Source organism: Streptomyces sp. CB01249 (assembly GCF_001905735.1).
Taxonomy (GTDB): Bacteria; Actinomycetota; Actinomycetes; order Streptomycetales; family Streptomycetaceae; genus Streptomyces.
This window is the reverse complement of sequence record NZ_LISW01000004.1, coordinates 644,017-664,825: the sequence shown is the minus strand read 5'-3', so window position 1 is coordinate 664,825 and position 20,809 is coordinate 644,017. Positions and strand designations below refer to the sequence as shown.

Genomic DNA, 20,809 nt, shown 5'->3' with positions numbered 1-20,809 from the left:
TCAGTCGGCACGGGGCGGGGTGCTCGGGCCCTTCGGCGGGGCGGGCGGCTCCGATGAGCCGGTCGGGTCCGGGGTCGGGCTCGGGTCCGTCTCCGTCGGCGTGGGCGTGGGCGTGGGGTCCGTCGGGTCCGGCGTCGGCGTGGACGGGTCCGGCGTGGGCGTCGGGTCCGGCGCACCGGCACTCGGCCCGGCCGGGCGCGGGTGGAGCCCGCGCGGCGTGGCGCCGGGGGTGGGCGCCTTGGCCCCGTAGCCGTGCAGCGCAACGACCGCGCCCGAGGGGGCGACGGTGAGGTGGGCGGTCCAGGGGCCCGCCGGCTGCCGCGCGTGGTCCACGAAGGCGCGGATCGTGACGCTGCCACCGGCCGGGAGCTTCCCCGAGGTACGGCTCAGGCTCACCCAGGACCGGTCGGTCGCGGCGGACCAGGAGACCGGTCCGGCCTGCGAGGCGGTGAGGGTGATCAGGGTCGCGGAACCGGCGGCGGAGGTCCGCACGGTGAGCCGGCCCTCGCCGTGCGCGGCGGGGTTGCCGGAGGGGTCGGCGCCCTTGCTGATGATCTCCGCGGAGACCTCCGGCAGGGAGTCCTTGCCGGTGAAGCGGGAACCGTCCGGGCGGGCGTTCCCGGCGTTCTCGTAGGGGGCGTACGGGGTCTCGGCGCCGCCGGTCTCCTTGTCGGCCGCGCTGACCGCCGGGCCGTCGTGGCCCTCGCCGGTGAGGGGCGCGCCCCGGTAGGCGGACCACAGGGCGATGACCGGGGCGGCGACGACCGTGGCGACGACCGTCGTCGTCATGACCCGGGAGCGCAGCCGATCGCGGCGCGCGGCGTGGTCCTTGGGGTCCATGGGGAAGCCGGTGCGGTCGAAGCGCGGTGTGGCGGACCGATTCTTCTGATGCTTCTGCGCGTGCAGCATGGCCACGTACGCGGACGGCCTCGGGGCCTCCACGACCGGCAGCACGGCGGCCGGGGCCACCGTCTTCCCGGGCCACGGCCCGTCGGCCCCGGCGCGCTCGGCGGCGCGGCGGCAGCGCGGGCAGTCGTCCACGTGCCGGACGAGCTCGCGGCGGAGGGTGGGCGAGAGCAACGCGCGGTGGTCGCCGGTGAGCCGGCCGGCCGTGGGGCAGTTGCCGGTCTCCACCACGGCGAGGGCGGCCCGGGTGCGCTCGACCTCGCAGGCGGCGCCGGCCAGCAGCTCGCGGGCGGCCGTGCGGTCGAGGCCGAGGACGGCGGCGACGGCGCGCGGGGTCAGCCCGTGCCGGACGGCGAGCTCCAGGGCCTCGCGCTGCTCCGGCGTGGTGCCCGCGGCCTCGGGCCAGGCCAGCTGCGCCAGCTCCCGGCGGTGCGCCTCGGCGGCGGGGGCGCTCTCCGGTGCGGCGGGGCTCTGCGGCGGGGCGGGCGTGGGGGCGGATGCCGGTGCGGCGGATACGGAGGCCGGTGCGGCGGTGTGCGGGGCGGGTGACGGCGACGACGCGGGGCGCGTCGCGCGGCGGGTGGGGCGGGCGGCCGCCGGGGCGTGCCGGTCCTCGTCGGGGGGCCTGCGGTGCGGCGGGCGGGCCGGGTCGGGGCGGCGGTGGGCGCGGCGGCCCCGCTTCTGCTCGGTGAGGCGGCGCAGACACGTCCACCTGGCCAGCGCGTACAGCCAGGTTTTACGTTCCTCCTCGTCGGCCGGGCAGCGGGAGCCCTGGCGCTCGGCGAGGGCCAGGACACCGCCCAGCGCCTCGGTGGCGGCGTCGTGGTCGCAGAGGACGGAGAGGCAGTAGGTGAAGAGGCCGTCGAGATGCGGCTCGTAACGGGCGGGCGGCTTCTTCGGGGCGGCGTGCGAGGAGTGGGGCGCGCGATGCTGTCCCCGGTGCGCGCCGGGGGTGTTCGTCGGAGTCTCCAGCCTGCTGCTCGTCACCTTGCGACCGTAGGCGCGACGCCTCACCCGCTCGCGCCGCTTGAGTAGATTTAACCCTTACGGGTGAACGTATGACGCGATAAAGGGCGGGCGTTCCCGGCCGCGCTGTCAGACCCCACCGATACGGTGGCGCCATGGCTGCCCGTACGAAATCCGCGAAGGACCGGCCGTCCTACCGCTGCACCGAATGCGGCTGGACCACCGCGAAGTGGCTCGGGCGCTGCCCCGAGTGCCAGGCGTGGGGGACGGTCGAGGAGTTCGGCGGCGCCCCCGCCGTCCGGACCACGGCCGCGGGGCGGGTCTCCACCGCCGCGCTGCCCATCGGCCAGGTGGACAGCCGGCAGGCCACCGCCCGGCCGACCGGCGTCGGCGAGCTGGACCGGGTGCTGGGCGGTGGTCTGGTGCCCGGGGCCGTCGTGCTGCTCGCGGGCGAACCGGGCGTCGGCAAGTCCACGCTGCTGCTCGACGTCGCGGCCAAGGCGGCGACCGACGAGCACCGCACGCTGTATGTGACGGGCGAGGAGTCCGCGTCCCAGGTCCGGATGCGGGCCGACCGCATCCACGCGATCAGCGACCACCTGTATCTGGCGGCGGAGACCGATCTGTCGGCGGTGCTCGCCCACCTCGACGCGGTCAAGCCCTCGCTGCTGATCCTGGACTCGGTGCAGACCGTGGCCTCGCCGGAGATCGAGGGCGCGCCGGGCGGGATGGCGCAGGTCCGCGAGGTGGCCGGGGCGCTGATCCGGGCCTCCAAGGAGCGCGCGATGTCGACGCTGCTCGTGGGCCACGTCACCAAGGAGGGCGCGATCGCGGGGCCCAGGCTCCTGGAGCACTTGGTGGACGTGGTGCTGTCGTTCGAGGGCGACCGCCATGCCCGGCTGCGCCTGGTGCGCGGCGTCAAGAACCGGTACGGGGCGACCGACGAGGTCGGCTGCTTCGAACTGCACGACGAGGGGATCACCGGGCTCGCCGATCCGTCCGGCCTGTTCCTCACGCGGCGCGACGAGCCGGTGCCGGGCACCTGCCTGACCGTGACGCTGGAGGGGAAGCGGCCCCTGGTCGCGGAGGTGCAGGCGCTGACGGTGGACTCGCAGATCCCGTCCCCGCGGCGGACCACGTCGGGCCTGGAGACGTCCCGGGTTTCGATGATGCTCGCGGTCCTGGAGCAGCGCGGCCGGATCAGCTCGCTGGGCAAGCGGGACATCTACAGCGCGACGGTGGGCGGGGTGAAGCTGTCCGAGCCGGCCGCCGACCTGGCGATCGCGCTGGCGCTGGCGAGCGCGGCGAGCGACACACCGCTGCCGAAGAACCTGGTGGCGATCGGCGAGGTGGGGCTCGCGGGCGAGGTCAGACGGGTCACGGGGGTGCAGCGCCGGCTGTCCGAGGCGCACCGGCTGGGGTTCACGCACGCCCTGGTCCCGACCGATCCGGGCAAGGTCCCGGCCGGTATGAAGGTGACGGAAGTGGCCGACATGGGCGACGCGCTCAGGGCGCTCCCGCGCCGGACCCGCGCACAGGCCCCCCGGGAGGACGACGCACGCCGGTAGACTTTGCCCTGGTCTCGCCCGTCCGTACGAACGGTACGGGGGACCAGGGGGTGCGTCAGACACCCCCTGGGTCCTTCGATCGGATCCGGCCTGTTTCCGACCGACAGGCCACGAGGGCACCGCAACCTGTGACCGGAGGAGTGCAGTGGCAGCCAGCGACCGGGCAGCATCGCCCGGAAAGTCCGGCCAAACCACGGGCAACGAGGCGCTGATGCGCGCCTCGTTGAGCGCCGTCGCGCCCGGAATGGCCCTGCGGGACGGCCTGGAGCGCATTCTCCGCGGCAACACCGGGGGTCTGATCGTGCTCGGCATGGACAAGACCGTCGAGTCGATGTGCACGGGCGGCTTCGTGCTGGACGTGGAGTTCACCGCGACCCGGCTGCGGGAGCTGGCCAAGCTGGACGGCGCCCTGATCCTCGACAAGGACATGACGAAGATCCTGCGCGCCGGGGTGCAGCTGGTCCCGGACGCGTCGATCCCCACCGAGGAGACCGGCACCCGGCACCGCACCGCGGACCGGGTCTCCAAGCAGTGCAATTTCCCGGTCGTCTCGGTCTCCCAGTCGATGCGCCTGATCGCGCTGTACGTGAACGGGGAGCGGCGGGTCCTGGAGGAGTCGGCGGCGATCCTGTCCCGCGCCAACCAGGCCCTCGCCACGCTGGAGCGGTACAAGCTGCGGCTGGACGAGGTCGCCGGGACGCTCTCCGCGCTGGAGATCGAGGACCTGGTGACCGTCCGGGACGTGACGGCGGTGGCCCAGCGCCTGGAGATGGTCCGCCGGATCGCGACGGAGATCGCGGAGTACGTGGTGGAGCTCGGCACCGACGGGCGGCTGCTGTCGCTCCAGCTGGACGAGCTGATCGCGGGCGTGGAGCCGGAGCGCGAGCTGGTCGTGCGGGACTACGTGCCGGAGCCGACCGCGAAGCGTTCGCGCACGGTGGCGGAGGCGCTGACCGAGCTGGACTCGCTGACCCACACCGAGCTGCTCGAACTTCCGGTGGTGGCGCGGGCGCTGGGCTACAGCGGCTCGCCCGAGACGCTGGACTCGGCGGTGTCGCCGCGCGGTTTCCGGCTGCTGGCGAAGGTGCCGCGGCTGCCCGGCGCGATCATCGACCGGCTCGTGGAGCACTTCGGCGGTCTGCAGAAGCTGCTCGCGGCGAGCGTGGACGACCTCCAGACGGTCGACGGGGTCGGCGAGGCCCGGGCGCGCAGTGTGCGCGAGGGCCTGTCCCGGCTGGCCGAGTCGTCCATCCTCGAACGGTACGTGTAAGCCCCCGGCACTCCCCCGGGGCGCCCGCCCCCGCGCTCAGTCCTTCGCGAGGACGAACGAGGCGCGCTGCACGGGCTGGCCCGGCGCCTTGGCCTCCACGAGGTACGTGCCCGGCTTGGCCTTGCCCGCGGGCGGCGTCGCGCACTTGGGGGCGCTCCGGTCGCGGTCCCACTCCACGGTGTGCACGACGGTCTTCCCGGCGGGCACCTCGATCAGGACGGGCTTCGGGTTGCGCGGGCAGTCCTTGGACGACCACACCTCGTCGTCGTCCCCGCCCGCCTCGGTGACGGTGAGCACCGCGCTCTTCGGCCCGAAGTCGGCCTTGCAGGCGGTGGACGAGTTGTTCGTGACGAACAGCCGGAACTTCGGCTTCTCGTCGGGGGCGTAGCTGAGTTCGGTCTTCAGGCCGATCCGGATCGCGCCCGCGGCGCAGTCGGCGAGCGAGGAGCCGGCCGGGACCGGGCGCGCGGCCTCGGCCCCTTCACCCGTTCCGGAGCCGGTGGAACCGGAAGCGGAACCCGAACCGGTGTCCTGGCCACCGCCGTTGGCGTCCGAGGAGCCCGAGGAGCCGCCCGTACCGGCGGAGCCGCCGCCCGAACTGCCGTCCTCGTCACCGCTGCTGCCGCCGGAGCCGTCCGATCCGCCGCTGCCGCCGGGCTGTTCACTGATCGCGGGGCCGGAACCGGAAGGTCCGGGCGTGATCGAGCCGGCGGGTCCGGAGCCGGGCGGTTTGGAGTCGTCGTGGTGATCCCCGCTGCCGCCACCGGAGGTGACGGCCCAGGCGATCAGCAGCGCGATCAGCACGGCCAGGGCCGCCGCGACCGCCCTCCGTCGCCAGTAGATGCTGGAGGGTAGCGGACCGATCGGATTGCGCAGAGATCCCACGGCCCAAACTGTACGAGAGATCCGGCCCAACTCCCGCCCCACCCGCCGCCTTGATCCCCAAGTTTTGCGGATCATCATCCTGCGAGGGGCAGTTCGGGCGCCGGAAGCGCGCGAGGTGACCGTGCGCGACGAAACGTTTGCGCATGGTCAACACCTCCGGCCGGGCGGAAATCGGCCCATCGGCCAGTTGCCGCAACGGCTCGCGGGGCGTGGGGCCTCCAAGCGGAACGCCGTGTCAGGATCGATGGTGCGATGACTGCCACGACTGCGACACAGACGCCCCCCGCCTCCCTCCACGCCCCCGTGATCGGTTGGTTCGACCAGCACGCCCGCGATCTGCCCTGGCGCCGCCCCGAAGCGGGTGCCTGGGGCGTGATGGTGAGCGAGTTCATGCTGCAGCAGACCCCCGTGAACCGGGTCCTCCCGGTGTACGAGCAGTGGCTCGCCCGCTGGCCGCGCCCCGCCGACCTCGCGGCCGAGCCGCCCGGCGAGGCGGTCCGCGCCTGGGGCCGGCTCGGCTACCCGCGCCGCGCGCTGCGCCTGCACGGGGCCGCCCAGGCGATAACGGAACGCCATGGCGGAGACGTACCGAGTGAGCACGCCCAGCTCCTCGCCCTGCCCGGCATCGGCGAGTACACGGCGGCGGCCGTGGCCTCGTTCGCGTACCGGCAGCGTCACGCCGTCCTCGACACCAACGTCCGCCGGGTCTTCGCACGGGCCGCGACCGGCATCCAGTACCCGCCGAACGCGACGACCGCCGCCGAGCGCAGGCTCGCCCGGGAGCTGCTGCCCGACGAGGACGAGCGGGCGGCCCGCTGGGCGGCGGCCACGATGGAGCTGGGCGCCCTCGTCTGCACCGCGAAGAACGAGGACTGCTCGCGCTGCCCGATCGCGGAGCAGTGCGCCTGGCGGCTGGCCGGGAAGCCCGCGCACCAGGGGCCGCCGCGCCGGGGCCAGACCTACGCCGGCACGGACCGGCAGGTGCGCGGCCGGCTCCTCGCCGTGCTGCGCGACGCGGTCGGCCCGGTGCCGCAGGCGGCGCTCGACGCGGTGTGGGACGAGCCGGTGCAGCGGGCCCGTTCGCTGGACGGGCTGGTGGCCGACGGTCTGGTCGAGCCGCTGGCCGGCGGCCGCTACCGGCTGCCGCTGACCTGAGCGACCGGGCCGTCCCACCCGCGTAACAGCGGTCGCCCGCCTTCGTAACAACGGCGGGCAGGGCCTGTCCGCCCCGTGACAATGACGGGGCGGGCGGGCCCTTCGCGCGTCCGGCGCGGGATCGTTTGTCCGGTCTCCTCCCCGCGCTGTTACACAACCGATGGACAGCCGTGCGCCCGCGTACGGCTGCCCCGCACAGCCTCGTGACAACCGCTCCGTAGCGTCTGCGACGTCAGCCGGAACGACCACCGGCGGACAGCGGTACGAGCGGTCCACGGGGATCCACGGGGATGGAGGCGGTTGTGATGGCGCAGGGCGAGGTGCTCGGCTTCGAGGAGTACGTACGGACCCGGCAGGAGGCGCTGCTGCGCAGTGCGCGCCGGCTCGTCCCGGACCCGGTGGACGCGCAGGACCTGCTCCAGACCGCGCTGGCCCGGACCTACGGCCGCTGGGACCGCATCGAGGACAAGTCCCTCGCCGACGCCTATCTGCGCCGCGTCATGATCAACACCCGCACCGAGTGGTGGCGGGCCCGCAAGCTCGACGAGGTGCCGACCGAGCAGCTGCCCGACGCCAGCATCGAGGACGGCACCGAGCAGCGCGCCGACCGCGCCCTGCTGATGGACATCCTGGGCGTGCTCGCTCCCAAGCAGCGCAGTGTCGTCGTCCTGCGACACTGGGAGCAGATGAGCACGGAGGAGACGGCCGCGGCGCTCGGCATGTCGGCCGGTACGGTGAAGAGCACGCTGCACCGTGCGCTGGCACGACTGCGCCAGGAGCTGGAGAACAGGGAAGCGGCGAGCCAGGAGGCCCGGCTCGCCGAGAAGCGGGGGCGGGAGCGGTGCGCGGCCTGACAGGCAGCGGTGACGACGACACGGTCATCGGCACGACCGGCGGGGGACGGGCGGGCACGAGCAGACGCCTGCTGACCGGCTGGGCGGCGAGCAGCGCGGCACTGGCCGGCCTCGCCGCCTTCGGGCTGTTCGCCGTCAGCTGCTCCACCGGCGGCACGGGCACCCGGGACGAGGGCCCGGCGGGCGCCGAGCCGGTTGTCCAGGTCACCCCGAGCACGACGGCCGCCGCCACCGCGAAGCCCGCGCCCCGGGTGGACGCCGTGGCGCTGCTGAAGGCCGACCCGAAGGTGAGCGGGCGGGTCCGGATGGACCTGAAGGCGTGCAGCGGCGACGAGTATCCGGTGGACACCTCGTACGGCAGGATCACCGGCGGCCCGTCCGCCGACGTCGTGGTGAACGTGATGACCTGCGGCGATTCGGTGGGGGTCGGCACCTATGTGTACCGGCCGCGCACCGACGGCACGTACGAGAACGTCTTCGCCGTCGAGCAGCCCGCCGTCTACGGCACCATCGACCGGGGCGACCTGGTCGTGACGACCCAGGTGTACGAGAAGAAGGACTCGGTGGCCTATCCCTCGGGCGACGAGGTGATCACGTACCACTGGGCGAGCGGCCGGTTCAACGAGGAGGACCGGGTGCGCAACGACTTCAACCGAGCCGTGGGCGCGGGCGACGGGGACCTTCCCGAGCCCTCGGAACCGCCCAGGAACTGAGAGCTTTCCGATGGCCGAGACCCATGTGCTGTTCGTCGAGGACGACGACGTCATCCGCGAGGCCACCCAGCTCGCGCTGGAGCGGGACGGCTTCGCGGTCACCGCGGTGCCCGACGGGCTGGCCGGCCTCGAAGCGTTCCGGGCGGACCGGCCCGACATCGCGCTGCTCGACGTCATGGTCCCCGGTCTGGACGGCGTCAGCCTGTGCCGCCGCATCCGGGACGAGTCGACGGTCCCCGTGATCATGCTGTCGGCGCGGGCCGACTCGATCGATGTCGTCCTCGGCCTGGAGGCCGGTGCGGACGACTACGTCACCAAGCCCTTCGACGGGGCGGTCCTGGTGGCCCGGATCAGGGCGGTGCTGCGCCGCTTCGGCCATGCGTCGGGCGGCCGGGCCGGGGGCGGGCAGCCGGAGCCGGAGGCCGTCGGCGGGGTGCTGGTCTTCGGGGACCTGGAGGTCGACACCGAGGGCATGGAGGTCCGCAGGGGCGGTGCGCAGGTGGGGCTGACGCCGACCGAGATGCGGCTGCTGCTGGAGTTCTCCTCGGCGCCCGGCACCGTGCTCTCCCGCGACAAGCTGCTCGAACGGGTCTGGGACTACGGCTGGGGCGGGGACACCCGGGTCGTGGACGTCCATGTGCAGCGGCTGCGCACGAAGATCGGCCAGGACCGGATCGAGACGGTCCGCGGCTTCGGCTACAAGCTCCGGGCATGAGGCGGCCCTCCCTGCGGACGGGCGTCCGCTGGAAGATCAGCATCGCGATCGCGGCGGTCGGCGCGCTGATCGCGATCGCGCTGAGCCTGGTGGTGCACAACGCGGCCCGCGTCTCGATGCTGGAGAACGCCCGCGAGGTCCAGCTGGAGCGGCTGACCTACGCGCAGCTGCTGTACGAGGCGAAGAAGACGAAGAAGGCCGACCCCCGGTTCGGGGCGAAGCTCAACGACCCGACCATGCCGCAGAGCCTGCGCGAGGAGATCCGGCGCAACCGCCGCGCCACGCATGTGGACGACTCCGGCGGGGTGCCCGACGTCTGGGCCGCCGTGCCGGTCGGCAACGGGAACGTGCTGTCGCTGCACACCCGGTTCGCGGACCGCTCGACCACGATCATGGGCGATCTGGACCGGGCCCTGATCATCGGTTCGGTCTCGGTGGTCCTCGGCGGCTCCGCGCTGGGCGTGCTGATCGGCGGCCAGCTCTCGCGGCGGCTGCGCAAGGCGGCCGCGGCGGCGGGGAAGGTCGCCCAGGGCAACACCGACGTCCGGGTCAGGGACGCGGTCGGCGGTGTCGTGCGCGACGAGACGGACGAGCTGGCCGGTGCGGTGGACGCGCTGACCGACGCGCTGAACGGGCGGATCGAGGCGGAGCGCCGGGTCACCGCGGACATCGCGCACGAGCTGCGTACGCCGGTGACCGGGCTGCTGACGGCGGCCGAGCTGCTGCCGCCGGGCCGCCCGACGGAGCTGGTGCGCGACCGGGCGCAGGCGATGCGCACGCTGGTCGAGGACGTCCTCGAGGTGGCCCGGCTGGACAGCGCGTCGGAGCGGGCCGAGCTCCAGGAGATCGCGCTCGGCGAGTTCGTCAGCCGGCGGGTGGCGCTGCTGGACCCGGAGGTCCGGGTGCAGGTCGTCCACGACTCCTGGGTCAACACGGACCCGCGCCGCCTGGAGCGCATCCTCGGCAACCTGCTGGGCAACGCGGCCAAGCACGGGTCGACCCCGGTGCAGGTCACGGTCGAGGGCCGGGTGGTCCGGGTCCGCGACCACGGGCCCGGGTTCCCGGCGGCGCTGCTGCGGGAGGGGCCGAGCCGGTTCCGTACCGGTTCGACCGACCGGGCCGGGCACGGGCACGGTCTCGGGCTGACGATCGCGGCGGGCCAGGCCCGGGTGCTCGGGGCCCGGCTGACCTTCCGGAACGCGGCGCCGGAGGGGGCGGCGGAGGGCAGCGGCGGGGCGGTCGCGGTGCTGTGGCTGCCGGAGCACGCGCCGACGGCCACGGGCAGCTATCCGATGCTCCAGTTCGCGGAGCAGCGCAGCCCGGAGCCGGGGAGCTGACACGGGAGAGGGCCCCGGGGGCGTGTGCTCCCGGGGCCCTCCGCGTACAGCCGTGCCGGTCAGATCTCCGCGACCGCCGGGGCGGGCTTGGCCTCGGGGCCGGCGCCCCGCAGCGGGACCTCCTTGACGAACAGGGAGGCGACGACCGCGATCAGGCCGACCGAGGCGCCGACGAGGAACGCGACGTGGGTGCCGGACGACACCGCGAACTCGTACGCCTCGCGCACCGGCACCGGCAGCTTGGCCAGGCTCGCCGCGTCCAGCTGGGCGGAGTGCGCGGTGGCCGCGCCGCCGCCGTGGGCCGCCATCTCGTCCTGGACCTTGCCGGTGAACAGCGCGCCCATGATGGCGACGCCGAAGGAGCTGCCGAGCGTACGGAACAGGGTGGTCGAGGAGGAGGCGACGCCCATGTCCTTCAGCTCGACGCTGTTCTGCGCGACGAGCATCGTGATCTGCATCAGGAAGCCCATGCCGGCGCCGAGCACCGCCATGTAGAGCCCGGAGGTGAAGCGGCTGGTGCCGGTGTCCATCTGCGCGAGCAGGAAGAGGCCGACGACCATGAGGACCGAGCCCACGATGGGGAAGATCTTGTACTTGCCGGTGCTGGTGGTGACCCGGCCCACGACCAGCGAGACGACCATCATGGACAGCAGCATCGGCAGGAGCAGCAGCCCCGAGTTGGTCGCGGAGGCGTGCTGCACGGACTGCTGGTAGAGCGGCAGGAACAGCACCGCGCCGAACATCACGAACCCGGCCATGAAGCCGACCACGGACATGAGCGTGAAGTTGCGGTTGCGGAAGATGTGGAGCGGGATGATCGGCTCGGCGGCCTTCGTCTCCACGAAGAGGAAGCCGGCCAGCGCGGCAACGCCGATCGCGATGAGCTCCATGATGACCGCGGAGTTCCAGTCGTACTCGGAACCGCCCCAGGTGGTGACCAGCACGATCGCGGTGATGCCGATGGTGAGCAGCGCGGCACCGAGGTAGTCGACGTTCCGCTTGGTGCGCTCCCGCTTGGGCAGGTGCAGGACCGCGGTGATCATGATCAGTGCGACGGCGCCGAGCGGCAGGTTGATGTAGAAGCTCCAGCGCCAGCCGAGGTGGTCGGTGATGGTGCCGCCGACCAGCGGTCCGCCGATCATGGCGATGGCCATCACACCGGCCATCATGCCCTGGTACTTGCCGCGCTCGCGGGGCGGCACGAGGTCGCCGATGATCGCCATGACGCCGACCATCAGACCGCCGGCGCCGAGTCCCTGGACGGCCCGGAAGCCGATGAGCTGGCCCATGTCCTGGGCCATGCCGCTGAGGACCGAGCCGATCAGGAAGATCACGATGGACGTGAGGAAGATGCCCTTGCGTCCGTACATGTCGCCGAGCTTGCCCCAGATGGGCGTGGAGGCGGCGGTGGCCAGGGTGTAGGCCGTGACGACCCACGAGAGGTGTTCGAGACCGCCGAGGTCACCCACGATCGTCGGCATCGCGGTGCCGACGATCAGGTTGTCGAGCATCGCGAGGAGCATGGCGATCATCAGGGCGAGCACCACCACCCGGACGCTGCGCTGCGGCGGAGCCGACGGCTCCGCCTTCGTGGCCGGTGGTCCGTCCGCCTTCCCGTCCGCCGTCTTGATCAGGTCCGCCATCTTCCCCAACTCCCCAGTCACCCTGCCACCGGGCCCTTACTTGCCGCCCGGCTAGTTGCTTACACTGGAGGAAGGTAGCCCCGTAACTAGCCGGGCGTCAAGTAAGTTAATTGGGAGAGCAGCATGGGCAGCACGTCGCAGCCGCGCCGGGGCAACACTCGCCAGCGCATCCAGGACGTCGCCCTGGGCCTCTTCGCCGAGCAGGGGTACGAGAAGACCTCGCTGCGGGAGATCGCCGAGAAGCTGGACGTCACCAAGGCGGCGCTCTACTACCACTTCAAGACGAAGGAAGACATCCTCGTCAGCATCTTCGACGACCTGAACCGGCCGGTGGAAGAGCTGATCGCCTGGGGCGAGACGCAGCCGCGCACCCTGGAGACCAAGACGGAGCTGCTCCGCCGCTACAGCGACGCGATGGCCGACGCCGCCCCGCTCTTCCGCTTCATGCAGGAGAACCAGGCGACGGTCCGCGATCTGAGCATCGGCGACACGATCAAGCACCGGGTCCTGGGCCTGGTCGACCTGATCAAGGAACCGGACGCCCCGCTCACCGACCAGGTGCGGTGCTTCAGCGCGCTCTTCACCCTGCACGCCGGGATGCTCGCGCTCAGGGACGTCGAAGGCGACCCCGAGGAGAAGCGCAAGGCCGCTCTGGAGGTCGCCGTCGAGCTGGTCACCCGGGCCCACGACCCGGAAACCCCCCGGTAGCCCTGCTCGGGAGCAGGGGCCGGGGGGCCGGGGGCACAGGGCGGATCAGACGTTGATGCCGTGCTTGTGCAGGAAGTTGACCGGGTTGACCGCCGAACCGTAGTTCGGGGTGGTCCGGATCTCGAAGTGCAGGTGCGGGCCGCTGGAGTTGCCGGTGTTGCCGGACAGGGCGATCTTCTCGCCCTTCTTCACGTGCTGGCCGATGTGCACGTCGATCTTGGACAGGTGCGCGTACTGCGAGTACGTGCCGTTGCCGTGCGAGATCACGATGGCGTTGCCGTACGCGGGGCCGTCGCCGCCGCCGTTCGGGCCGGCCTTCACGATCGTGCCGCTGTGGGCGGCCTCGACCTTGGTGCCGATCGGCACGGCGAAGTCCTGGCCGGAGTGCTTGTGCGCCCAGCGGCTGCCGTCGTTGCCGAAGCTCGCGCTCAGCTCGTACTTGCTGACCGGGGTCTCCCACGGAAGCTTGGCGATGGCCTTCTTCTTGGCCGCGGCCTTCTTCTTCGCGGCTTCCTTCTTCTTCGCCGCGTCGGCCTTCTTCTCGGCCGCGTGCTTGGCCGCGGCCTTGCCCTGCGCGGTCGCCTGCTGGGCGACCGACTCGGCGGTGGCCGAGGAGGCCAGGGCCGGGGCCTGGGGGGCGTCCGCAGTGCCGGCCGCGAACGCAGCACCCGCACCGAGAACCATCGATGTCCCCAGACCGGCTGCCACCACGGCGCCACGCATACGGGACACGGACGGGCGGCGGGACTGGAACGTAACGCGCTTCGACATAAGCGGAAATCCTCCGGAGATGACTGGACCCGGCGGTGTGCCGGGCTGGCCATACCTTGGTAACCCGCACCCCCGCCGGCGCTCAAACACCCCATCTACGATCAAAAGCCGTAGAAAGCGCCCCGGGAATTCGCCCGGCGGACCCCCGCCCGACCCCCTCCGGAAGACCCTCGAAAGTCCTCCCCGGAACAGGTTTAGGCCCAGTTCCAAACCGCCCCAAACGGACATACGCCCTCTGTGTGGGCATACACCCCCGCATACGCCGAGGGCCCGTCCGCCGCAGGGCCGAAAGGCCCCCGACGGATCGGGCCCGTTGCTCCTAAGGCGGCTAGTAGGCCTCGAATGGCCTGTGCGCCTTGTCACCGGCGGTGGGACCGAAGGCCGTCCGTTTCGGGACCTTCGACCCGGTGCCGATCGCTATGCGACGGGCAGCGCCGTCACCTTCTTGGCGTGCACGGCGACCACGTGCTCGGCGCCCGCGGCCAGATACCAGCGGTCGATGTCGCCGGAGCCGTCGTTGTACGTCCAGAGCAGCTTGCCGTCGGCCGGGTCGAAGGCGTGGATGCCGCCGTTCTTGTCGAACTGGGTGGCCCCGTAGAGGACGCCGCCCACCTTGGCGAACTGCCAGGGGGCGTCGATGTCCAGGCTCTCCGGGTTGTGCCAGCGCCGCTTTCCGGTCGCCGGATCGACCGCCCACAGGCCGTGCACGGTGTCCGAGGCGTAGAGGACGCCGTCCAGAACGGCCGGGTCGTTGAACCGGCTGTACTTCTCGGTCGCGAAGGACCAGCGCTCGGCGCCCGTTTCCAGGTCGAAGGCGCGCATCTGCTCGCCGGTCGCGATGATGACCAGGCCCTCGTGGACCTCGAAGCCGCGGTTGCTGCTGCGGCCGATCTTCTTCGTCCAGACCTGGTGGCCGGTCGCGGTGTCGCGGACCGTGAGGTTCTCGCGGAAGTCGGTGTAGACGAGGCGCCTGCCGGAGACCCGCGCGGTGAGGCCGTTGGCCTCGGTGCCGTGGTCGCGCTGCTCGCGCCAGACGACCTTGCCCGAGGAGGTGTCGATGGCGGCGATCACGTTGTCCGGGGTGCGGAAGTCCTTGTCCAGGATCCCGGCGACGACGTAGACGTGGTCGGCGTCGGCGGCGATGACCCGGGGCTGGGAGTACTCCTTGTCGCCGAGGCGGCTGCGCCAGGTGTCCTTGCCGGTCTTGGGGTCGAGCCCGATGATGTTGCCGTCGTAGTGGGCGCTGGCCAGGTAGAGCGTCCCGTCGGCGATCAGCATGCTCGCGCCCGGGGTGGTCACCTCGGCGCGCGACCAGATCTCCTTGCCGGTGGTCAGGTCGCGGGCCACCAGCGGGTCACCGGAGACCAGCACCACGTTGTCGACCACGGCGACCGCGGAGATCCAGGCCAGACCGTCGTACGTGGTGGTGTGCTGCCAGGCCGGCTTCGGCGTCCCGCCCGGCCTGGGGACGTCGCCCCCGGGCTTCGCGGACTCCCCCGGCTTCGGCGAACCGGAGCCGCCGCCCTCGACCGGCTCCTCGACCGGGCCGCAGGCCGCGGTCCCGGCGCCCAGCAGGGCCAGCCCCGCCCCGGCTCCGGCCAGCTTGATCATCCGCCTGCGCGACACTTCGCCTCTGCCCATGGCGTGCCCGTCCCCCTCGTTCATTGACGCGATCCCGGGCTCCTCGTTCGCAATCGAAAAGCCCCACTCGGGCCGACCGCCCGAAGCGGGGCCAGACTAACGAGCGATTTTCGCTCCATGCGCGTAGCGAACGCGACCGGAACGTTCCTGTGACGCCGCTGTCACCGTGTCCGCGACGCGAAAAGGGGCGGCCCCGGCCGGTCGAAACCGGTCGGGGCCGCCCCTTTTGGACGCTCGGACGCTACTGCCGGAAGGGGCAGAAGGCGCCTGTCACGCTTCCTTCGTCATGTTCGGGCCGCCGCCCGCCGCCTGCTCGATCGGCGGGACGTCGGGCAGAGCCGACTTCTCCTCGCCGCGGAAGGTGAACTTCTCGTCGTCACCCTCGCCCTCGCTGCCGACGACCACGATGTGGCCGGGGCGCAGCTCGCCGAAGAGGATCTTCTCCGAGAGGACGTCCTCGATCTCGCGCTGGATCGTCCGGCGCAGCGGCCGGGCGCCCATCACGGGGTCGTAGCCCTTCTTGGCGAGCAGCTTCTTGGCCTCCGTGCTGAGCTCGATGCCCATGTCACGGTCCTTGAGCCGCTCGTCCACCTTCGCGATCATCAGGTCGACGATCTCGATGATGTCTTCCTGGCTGAGCTGGTGGAAGACGACGGTGTCATCGACACGGTTGAGGAACTCGGGCCGGAAGTGCTGCTTGAGCTCTTCGTTGACCTTGACCTTCATCCGCTCGTAGTTCGTCTTGACGTCGCCCTGGGCGGCGAAGCCCAGGTTGAAGCCCTTCGAGATGTCCCGGGTCCCGAGGTTGGTCGTCATGATGATGACCGTGTTCTTGAAGTCCACGACCCGGCCCTGGGAGTCGGTCAGGCGACCGTCCTCCAGGATCTGGAGCAGGGAGTTGAAGATGTCGGGGTGGGCCTTCTCGACCTCGTCGAAGAGGACGACGGAGAACGGCTTGCGGCGCACCTTCTCGGTGAGCTGGCCGCCCTCCTCGTAGCCCACGTAGCCGGGGGGCGAACCGAAGAGACGCGAGACCGTGTGCTTCTCGCTGAACTCCGACATGTCGAGGGAGATCAGCGCGTCCTCGTCGCCGAACAGGAACTCGGCGAGCGTCTTGGACAGCTCGGTCTTACCGACACCGGACGGACCGGCGAAGATGAACGAGCCACCGGGGCGCTTCGGGTCCTTCAGGCCGGCCCGCGTACGGCGGATCGCCTGCGAGAGCGCCTTGATGGCGTCCTTCTGCCCGATGACGCGCTTGTGGAGCTCGTCCTCCATGCGCAGCAGCCGGGAGGACTCCTCCTCGGTCAGCTTGAAGACCGGGATGCCGGTGGCGGTGGCGAGGACCTCGGCGATGAGCTCGCCGTCGACCTCGGCCACGACGTCCATGTCGCCGGCCTTCCACTCCTTCTCGCGCTTGGCCTTCGCCGCCAGCAGCTGCTTCTCCTTGTCGCGGAGAGAGGCCGCCTTCTCGAAGTCCTGGGAGTCGATGGCCGACTCCTTGTCGCGGCGCACGCCCGCGATCTTCTCGTCGAACTCGCGGAGGTCCGGCGGCGCGGTCATCCGGCGGATGCGCATCCGGGAACCGGCCTCGTCGATCAGGTCGATCGCCTTGTCCGGCAGGAAGCGGTCCGAGATGTACCGGTCGGCCAGCGTCGCGGCCTGGACCAGCGCCTCGTCCGTGATGGACACGCGGTGGTGGGCCTCGTAGCGGTCGCGCAGACCCTTGAGGATCTCGATGGTGTGCGGCAGCGACGGCTCCGCGACCTGGATCGGCTGGAAGCGGCGCTCGAGAGCGGCGTCCTTCTCCAGGTGCTTGCGGTACTCGTCCAGCGTGGTCGCGCCGATGGTCTGCAGCTCGCCTCGCGCCAGCATGGGCTTGAGGATGCTCGCGGCGTCGATCGCGCCCTCGGCGGCACCCGCACCCACCAGGGTGTGGAGCTCGTCGATGAACAGGATGATGTCGCCGCGGGTGCGGATCTCCTTGAGGACCTTCTTCAGGCGCTCCTCGAAGTCACCGCGGTAGCGGGAGCCGGCGACCAGCGCGCCGAGGTCGAGGGTGTAGAGGTGCTTGTCCTTGAGGGTCTCGGGCACCTCGCCCTTGACGATGGCCTGGGCCAGGCCCTCGACCACCGCGGTCTTGCCGACGCCGGGCTCGCCGATGAGCACCGGGTTGTTCTTGGTGCGGCGGGAGAGCACCTGCATGACCCGCTCGATCTCCTTCTCGCGCCCGATGACCGGGTCGAGCTTGGATTCGCGGGCGGCCTGCGTGAGGTTGCGGCCGAACTGGTCGAGCACCAGCGACGTGGAGGGCGTGCCCTCCGCGGGGCCGCCTGCGGTGGCCGCCTCCTTGCCGCCGGAGTACCCGGACAGCAGCTGGATGACCTGCTGGCGCACCCGGTTCAGGTCGGCGCCGAGCTTCACGAGGACCTGGGCGGCGACGCCCTCGCCCTCGCGGATCAGGCCGAGCAGGATGTGCTCCGTGCCGATGTAGTTGTGGCCGAGCTGGAGGGCCTCGCGGAGCGACAGCTCCAGGACCTTCTTGGCTCGGGGCGTGAAGGGGATGTGGCCGGACGGGGCCTGCTGGCCCTGGCCGATGATCTCCTCCACCTGCTGGCGGACCGCCTCGAGCGAAATCCCGAGGCTCTCCAGGGCCTTAGCGGCGACACCCTCACCCTCGTGGATCAGGCCCAGGAGGATGTGCTCGGTGCCGATGTAGTTGTGGTTGAGCATCCGGGCTTCTTCCTGAGCCAGGACGACAACCCGCCGCGCGCGGTCGGTGAACCTCTCGAACATCGTTAATCGCTCCTCAGAGCGGTCAGGCAGTAAGGGGTCGGTCCCCTCCCTGTCCTTCCGCAGCTTAGTCCCGCAAGCGGGGACCGCTCATTTCAACTGCCGACACCCGGCCCTGCTTCCCGGGGGATCGCCCGCCCCGAACGCCGACAACTGCTCCAACCCGATGGTGCGAGACGATGTTCCCGCAGGCCAGGCCAATACCCCAGTCGCCAGTACGCCGATGGCGAACGTGAGACGTGCATGGCGTGCGTGTCGCCCCTCCCCACTAGGGATGTCTTACCCGCAATTACAGACAGTCCATGCGGCGTACGCGGGTTCCCTCCGCTACGGGCGAACATCTTCGTACTCCTGAATGCGCCCGTACGCCCCCAACCCGGACACCCTACGCGGTCGCGCGTACGCGCTACGTAACCTGGTGGGCCGGTCGGGGGTTGTTCCGTCATGACCCTCACCGTCCCGCCGCCCCGTGTCCCGCCCGCCGTCGAGCTGGGCGGTGATGCCCGGGGCGAGCCGTGCGACGGCTGGGCCGGGTGGTACGAGCGGGAGTTGGGCTGGGCCACCGCGGGCGGTGCTCCGGTGCGGCTGCTGACCGGGCTGCGGTTCGACGTGCTCGTCGTCCCCGCCGTGGCCGGACACGCGGCACTGCGGCGGGTGGGCCCGACGGGGCCGGTGGCGCTCATGGGGCTGCGGATGAGCCTGCTGGTGGCGCCGGGAAGCGCGGAGGAGCTGCCGGGGCTGCTCGACTGGCTGGAGTGGGGCGGGGTCGCGCTGTCGCTGACCGGGCTGGGCGCGGGCGGGCGGATCACCGCTCCGCCGCCGCCGGGGCGTCCGGCGGAGCCGGGGGCCGCCTCCTGGCTGCGGCCCCCCAGGCCGTCACGGGAACTGGACGAAGCGCCGGTGCTCCCGGCATTCTCCGGCTTCGGGAGCAGGCGTACCGATGCCCCCGACCTCGTCCGGCTCGTGGACGCCGTGGCGACGGAATGCCACCGGGCCCGACTGGCACGTGCCCGGGCCGGCTTGTTCCACGATGAGCCCGTGGCTCAGCCGTTGGCCTTCTCGTAAGCCTCGCGGATCTCGGCGGGAACGCGGCCGCGGTCATTCACATTGTGGCCGTTCTCGCGGGCCCACTTACGGATCTCGGCGGTGTCCTTGTTGCCACCGGAGACGGCGCGGCCCTTGCCACGACCCGACGCCGCACGGCCACCGGTACGCCGGCCGTTCTTCGCGTAGGGCTCGAGAAGGGAACGCAGCTTGTCCGCGTTGCTGGTGGTGAGGTCGATCTCGTACGTCTTGCCATCCAGCGCGAACGTCACCGTCTCGTCCGCCTCGCCACCGTCGAGGTCGTCAACAAGAAGGACCTGAACCTTCTGTGCCACCGGATTTCCTTTCATCGAAAATGGAGTACGCGGAAAGGAAACCGCTTTTCCTCGGAAAACACAAACCCCCGGGAGAGGTTCAGCAGCTCAAGGAGACGGGAAACATGCGCGATTCGGACATAGGGGCTCGGCCCCCTCTTCCGGCTCTTCGCGCGGTCACAGGTGCAGAAGCATCCGGCTGTTGCCCAAGGTGTTCGGCTTCACTCGTTCGAGACCGAGGAACTCCGCGACTCCCTCGTCATAGGAACGCAGCAGCTCGCTGTAGACATCTCCGTCGACGGGCGTCTCTCCGATCTCCACGAAGCCGTGCTTCGCGAAGAAGTCGACTTCGAAGGTGAGACAGAAAACCCGGCGGACGCCCAGCCAGCGGGCGGTCCGCAGCAGCTTGTCGAGGACCTGGTGGCCCACTCCGGCGCCCTTGAGGCCGTGGTCGACGGCGAGCGTGCGGACTTCGGCGAGGTCTTCCCACATGACGTGCAGCGCACCGCAGCCGACGACCGAGGCGTCCTCGTCGCGTTCGGCGATCCAGAACTCCTGGATGTCCTCGTAAAGCGTCACCGTGGCTTTGTCGAGGAGGATGCCTTCCTGCACGTAGCCGTCGAGGAGACGACGGACGGCGGGCACATCGCTCGTCCGTGCACGCCGGACGGTGATGGCCACGTTTATAACCGACGGTTCGGTCCGGTAATCGGTTTGCGGAAGCTCTGAGGACATACGCAGACGCTATCGCCCGGTCTCCGGCTCCGCGTCATCGCCCGCTTCACGGGCTTCGCCCTCCCCGGCTTCGTCCGCGGCTGCCGCGCCGTCCTCGGGAAGAGCGGGCAGAACGATCCGCATCGCGTCGCGCAGAGCCTCGCGCTGCTCGGCCGACATCATCCCGAAGAACGCGACGAGCGCGGCCGCCGGGTTGTCGCTGAGCGACCAGGCTTCGTTCATCAGGGCGGCGGCGTATGCGGCGCGGGTGGAGACGGCCGTATATCGATATGCGCGGCCCTCCACTTCGCGGCGGACCCAGCCCTTCTGATGGAGATTGTCCATTACCGTCATGACGGTGGTGTAGGCGATGGACCGCTCCTGCTGAAGGTCCTCCAGGACTTCCCGCACAGTGACCGGACGGTTCCATTCCCAGACCCGTGTCATCACGGCGTCTTCGAGCTCTCCCAATTGACGGGGCACAGCGTCACCTTAGTGCCAGATGTCTGGAATGCGTAGCTATTCACACAGCAAAAAGGCGTACGACTCCTCGGGAGTCGTACGCCTTTTCGTATACGGGGGCGCCTGGCGCACCCCGGAGGGGTCAGGCCCCTTCGGTGCGCGGGGTCTGCTGAACCGACTCGGCGCGGCTGATCGCCGCGTCCACGGCCGCGTCCTCCTTGGCCTTGTTGGGGCCGCCCTGGCTCTTGACGATCGTCACGACCAGGCCGATGAAGAAGGCGGCCATCACCACGGGGGGCACGAGCGCGGATACGTAGTCCATGCCCTCCAGAGTAGCGAGCCGCCTCCCG

19 protein-coding genes are annotated in these 20,809 nt (G+C 71.2%); 9 read left to right on the top strand and 10 right to left on the bottom strand.

Annotated features, from left to right (window positions below):
- Positions 1 to 1,893 (bottom strand): hypothetical protein, encoded by a 1,893-nt coding sequence (locus AMK18_RS22630; protein ID WP_073864184.1) that lies wholly within the window; start codon positions 1,891 to 1,893, stop codon positions 1 to 3.
- Positions 1,894 to 2,027: 134 nt separating this feature from the next.
- Between AMK18_RS22630 and radA the strand changes: the two genes are divergently transcribed.
- Both radA and disA read left to right on the top strand, forming a co-directional pair.
- A complete protein-coding gene (radA, locus tag AMK18_RS22625) occupies positions 2,028 to 3,440 on the top strand; it encodes a DNA repair protein RadA (RefSeq protein WP_073864182.1) in 1,413 nt (470 codons plus the stop codon).
- Between the two features lie 145 nt (positions 3,441 to 3,585).
- Positions 3,586 to 4,710: a DNA integrity scanning diadenylate cyclase DisA gene (gene disA / locus AMK18_RS22620; protein ID WP_026171409.1), complete on the top strand. Its 1,125-nt coding sequence runs from the start codon at positions 3,586 to 3,588 to the stop codon at positions 4,708 to 4,710.
- 36 nt (positions 4,711 to 4,746) lie between these two features.
- Here disA and AMK18_RS22615 read toward each other — a convergent pair whose 3' ends face one another.
- Complete coding sequence (locus AMK18_RS22615) at positions 4,747 to 5,514, bottom strand: hypothetical protein (RefSeq protein ID WP_073864180.1); 768 nt, start codon at positions 5,512 to 5,514, stop codon at positions 4,747 to 4,749.
- 333 nt (positions 5,515 to 5,847) lie between these two features.
- Here AMK18_RS22615 and AMK18_RS22610 point away from each other — a divergent pair, with 333 nt between their 5' ends.
- From AMK18_RS22610 to cseC, 5 genes are all read left to right on the top strand, one after another.
- Entirely contained in the window at positions 5,848 to 6,750 is a 903-nt protein-coding gene (locus AMK18_RS22610; protein ID WP_018102283.1) for an A/G-specific adenine glycosylase, read from the top strand.
- A gap of 305 nt (positions 6,751 to 7,055) precedes the next feature.
- Positions 7,056 to 7,604, top strand: a complete 549-nt coding sequence (locus AMK18_RS22605; RefSeq protein ID WP_073864179.1) for a SigE family RNA polymerase sigma factor — start codon at positions 7,056 to 7,058, stop codon at positions 7,602 to 7,604.
- Positions 7,592 to 8,317, top strand: a complete 726-nt coding sequence (locus tag AMK18_RS22600) for a hypothetical protein (RefSeq protein ID WP_018102281.1) — start codon at positions 7,592 to 7,594, stop codon at positions 8,315 to 8,317. The genes AMK18_RS22605 and AMK18_RS22600 overlap by 13 nt, the downstream gene beginning before the upstream one ends.
- 10 nt (positions 8,318 to 8,327) lie before the next feature.
- Positions 8,328 to 9,032, top strand: a complete 705-nt coding sequence (gene cseB, locus AMK18_RS22595; RefSeq protein ID WP_073864177.1) for a two-component system response regulator CseB — start codon at positions 8,328 to 8,330, stop codon at positions 9,030 to 9,032.
- Positions 9,029 to 10,369: a two-component system sensor histidine kinase CseC gene (gene cseC / locus AMK18_RS22590; protein ID WP_018102279.1), complete on the top strand. Its 1,341-nt coding sequence runs from the start codon at positions 9,029 to 9,031 to the stop codon at positions 10,367 to 10,369. The genes cseB and cseC overlap by 4 nt, the downstream gene beginning before the upstream one ends.
- Positions 10,370 to 10,428: 59 nt before the next feature.
- Here the strand turns inward: cseC and AMK18_RS22585 are convergent, their stop codons facing one another.
- Complete coding sequence (locus AMK18_RS22585) at positions 10,429 to 12,012, bottom strand: MDR family MFS transporter (RefSeq protein ID WP_018102278.1); 1,584 nt, start codon at positions 12,010 to 12,012, stop codon at positions 10,429 to 10,431.
- A gap of 123 nt (positions 12,013 to 12,135) precedes the next feature.
- Here AMK18_RS22585 and AMK18_RS22580 point away from each other — a divergent pair, with 123 nt between their 5' ends.
- A complete protein-coding gene (locus tag AMK18_RS22580; RefSeq protein WP_018102277.1) occupies positions 12,136 to 12,720 on the top strand; it encodes a TetR/AcrR family transcriptional regulator in 585 nt (194 codons plus the stop codon).
- A gap of 45 nt (positions 12,721 to 12,765) precedes the next feature.
- Here the strand turns inward: AMK18_RS22580 and AMK18_RS22575 are convergent, their stop codons facing one another.
- From AMK18_RS22575 to AMK18_RS22565, 3 genes are all read right to left on the bottom strand, one after another.
- Positions 12,766 to 13,491, bottom strand: a complete 726-nt coding sequence (locus AMK18_RS22575) for a M23 family metallopeptidase (protein ID WP_026171408.1) — start codon at positions 13,489 to 13,491, stop codon at positions 12,766 to 12,768.
- A gap of 417 nt (positions 13,492 to 13,908) precedes the next feature.
- Positions 13,909 to 15,156: a PQQ-binding-like beta-propeller repeat protein gene (locus tag AMK18_RS22570; RefSeq protein ID WP_073864176.1), complete on the bottom strand. Its 1,248-nt coding sequence runs from the start codon at positions 15,154 to 15,156 to the stop codon at positions 13,909 to 13,911.
- Positions 15,157 to 15,402: 246 nt separating this feature from the next.
- On the bottom strand, positions 15,403 to 17,928 hold the full coding sequence (locus AMK18_RS22565; RefSeq protein ID WP_018102274.1) for an ATP-dependent Clp protease ATP-binding subunit: 2,526 nt from the start codon (positions 17,926 to 17,928) through the stop codon (positions 15,403 to 15,405).
- A gap of 441 nt (positions 17,929 to 18,369) precedes the next feature.
- On the opposite strand from AMK18_RS22565, the gene AMK18_RS22555 reads away from it, so the two are divergent.
- Entirely contained in the window at positions 18,370 to 18,990 is a 621-nt protein-coding gene (locus AMK18_RS22555; RefSeq protein WP_073864174.1) for an SCO3374 family protein, read from the top strand.
- Here AMK18_RS22555 and AMK18_RS22550 read toward each other — a convergent pair.
- From AMK18_RS22550 to AMK18_RS22535, 4 genes are all read right to left on the bottom strand, one after another.
- Positions 18,969 to 19,304 (bottom strand): histone-like nucleoid-structuring protein Lsr2, encoded by a 336-nt coding sequence (locus tag AMK18_RS22550; protein WP_018102272.1) that lies wholly within the window; start codon positions 19,302 to 19,304, stop codon positions 18,969 to 18,971. The two genes, AMK18_RS22555 and AMK18_RS22550, sit on opposite strands and share 22 nt — an antisense overlap.
- A gap of 156 nt (positions 19,305 to 19,460) precedes the next feature.
- A complete protein-coding gene (locus AMK18_RS22545; protein WP_026171407.1) occupies positions 19,461 to 20,018 on the bottom strand; it encodes an amino-acid N-acetyltransferase in 558 nt (185 codons plus the stop codon).
- A gap of 9 nt (positions 20,019 to 20,027) precedes the next feature.
- Positions 20,028 to 20,480, bottom strand: coding sequence for a BlaI/MecI/CopY family transcriptional regulator (locus tag AMK18_RS22540; RefSeq protein ID WP_018102270.1), 453 nt, complete (start codon positions 20,478 to 20,480; stop codon positions 20,028 to 20,030).
- A gap of 121 nt (positions 20,481 to 20,601) precedes the next feature.
- Complete coding sequence (locus AMK18_RS22535) at positions 20,602 to 20,781, bottom strand: hypothetical protein (RefSeq protein WP_018102269.1); 180 nt, start codon at positions 20,779 to 20,781, stop codon at positions 20,602 to 20,604.
- Positions 20,782 to 20,809: the final 28 nt, after the last annotated feature.

Coding starts and splice junctions, on each gene's coding strand:
- AMK18_RS22535 (WP_018102269.1), bottom strand. CDS start 20,781: ATGGACTACGTATCCGCGCTCGTGCCCCCCGTGGTGATGGCCGCCTTC.
- AMK18_RS22610 (WP_018102283.1), top strand. CDS start 5,848: ATGACTGCCACGACTGCGACACAGACGCCCCCCGCCTCCCTCCACGCC.
- radA (WP_073864182.1), top strand. CDS start 2,028: ATGGCTGCCCGTACGAAATCCGCGAAGGACCGGCCGTCCTACCGCTGC.
- cseC (WP_018102279.1), top strand. CDS start 9,029: ATGAGGCGGCCCTCCCTGCGGACGGGCGTCCGCTGGAAGATCAGCATC.
- AMK18_RS22545 (WP_026171407.1), bottom strand. CDS start 20,018: ATGTCCTCAGAGCTTCCGCAAACCGATTACCGGACCGAACCGTCGGTT.
- AMK18_RS22565 (WP_018102274.1), bottom strand. CDS start 17,928: ATGTTCGAGAGGTTCACCGACCGCGCGCGGCGGGTTGTCGTCCTGGCT.
- AMK18_RS22585 (WP_018102278.1), bottom strand. CDS start 12,012: ATGGCGGACCTGATCAAGACGGCGGACGGGAAGGCGGACGGACCACCG.
- AMK18_RS22575 (WP_026171408.1), bottom strand. CDS start 13,491: ATGTCGAAGCGCGTTACGTTCCAGTCCCGCCGCCCGTCCGTGTCCCGT.
- AMK18_RS22580 (WP_018102277.1), top strand. CDS start 12,136: ATGGGCAGCACGTCGCAGCCGCGCCGGGGCAACACTCGCCAGCGCATC.
- AMK18_RS22570 (WP_073864176.1), bottom strand. CDS start 15,156: ATGAACGAGGGGGACGGGCACGCCATGGGCAGAGGCGAAGTGTCGCGC.
- AMK18_RS22555 (WP_073864174.1), top strand. CDS start 18,370: ATGACCCTCACCGTCCCGCCGCCCCGTGTCCCGCCCGCCGTCGAGCTG.
- AMK18_RS22605 (WP_073864179.1), top strand. CDS start 7,056: ATGGCGCAGGGCGAGGTGCTCGGCTTCGAGGAGTACGTACGGACCCGG.
- cseB (WP_073864177.1), top strand. CDS start 8,328: ATGGCCGAGACCCATGTGCTGTTCGTCGAGGACGACGACGTCATCCGC.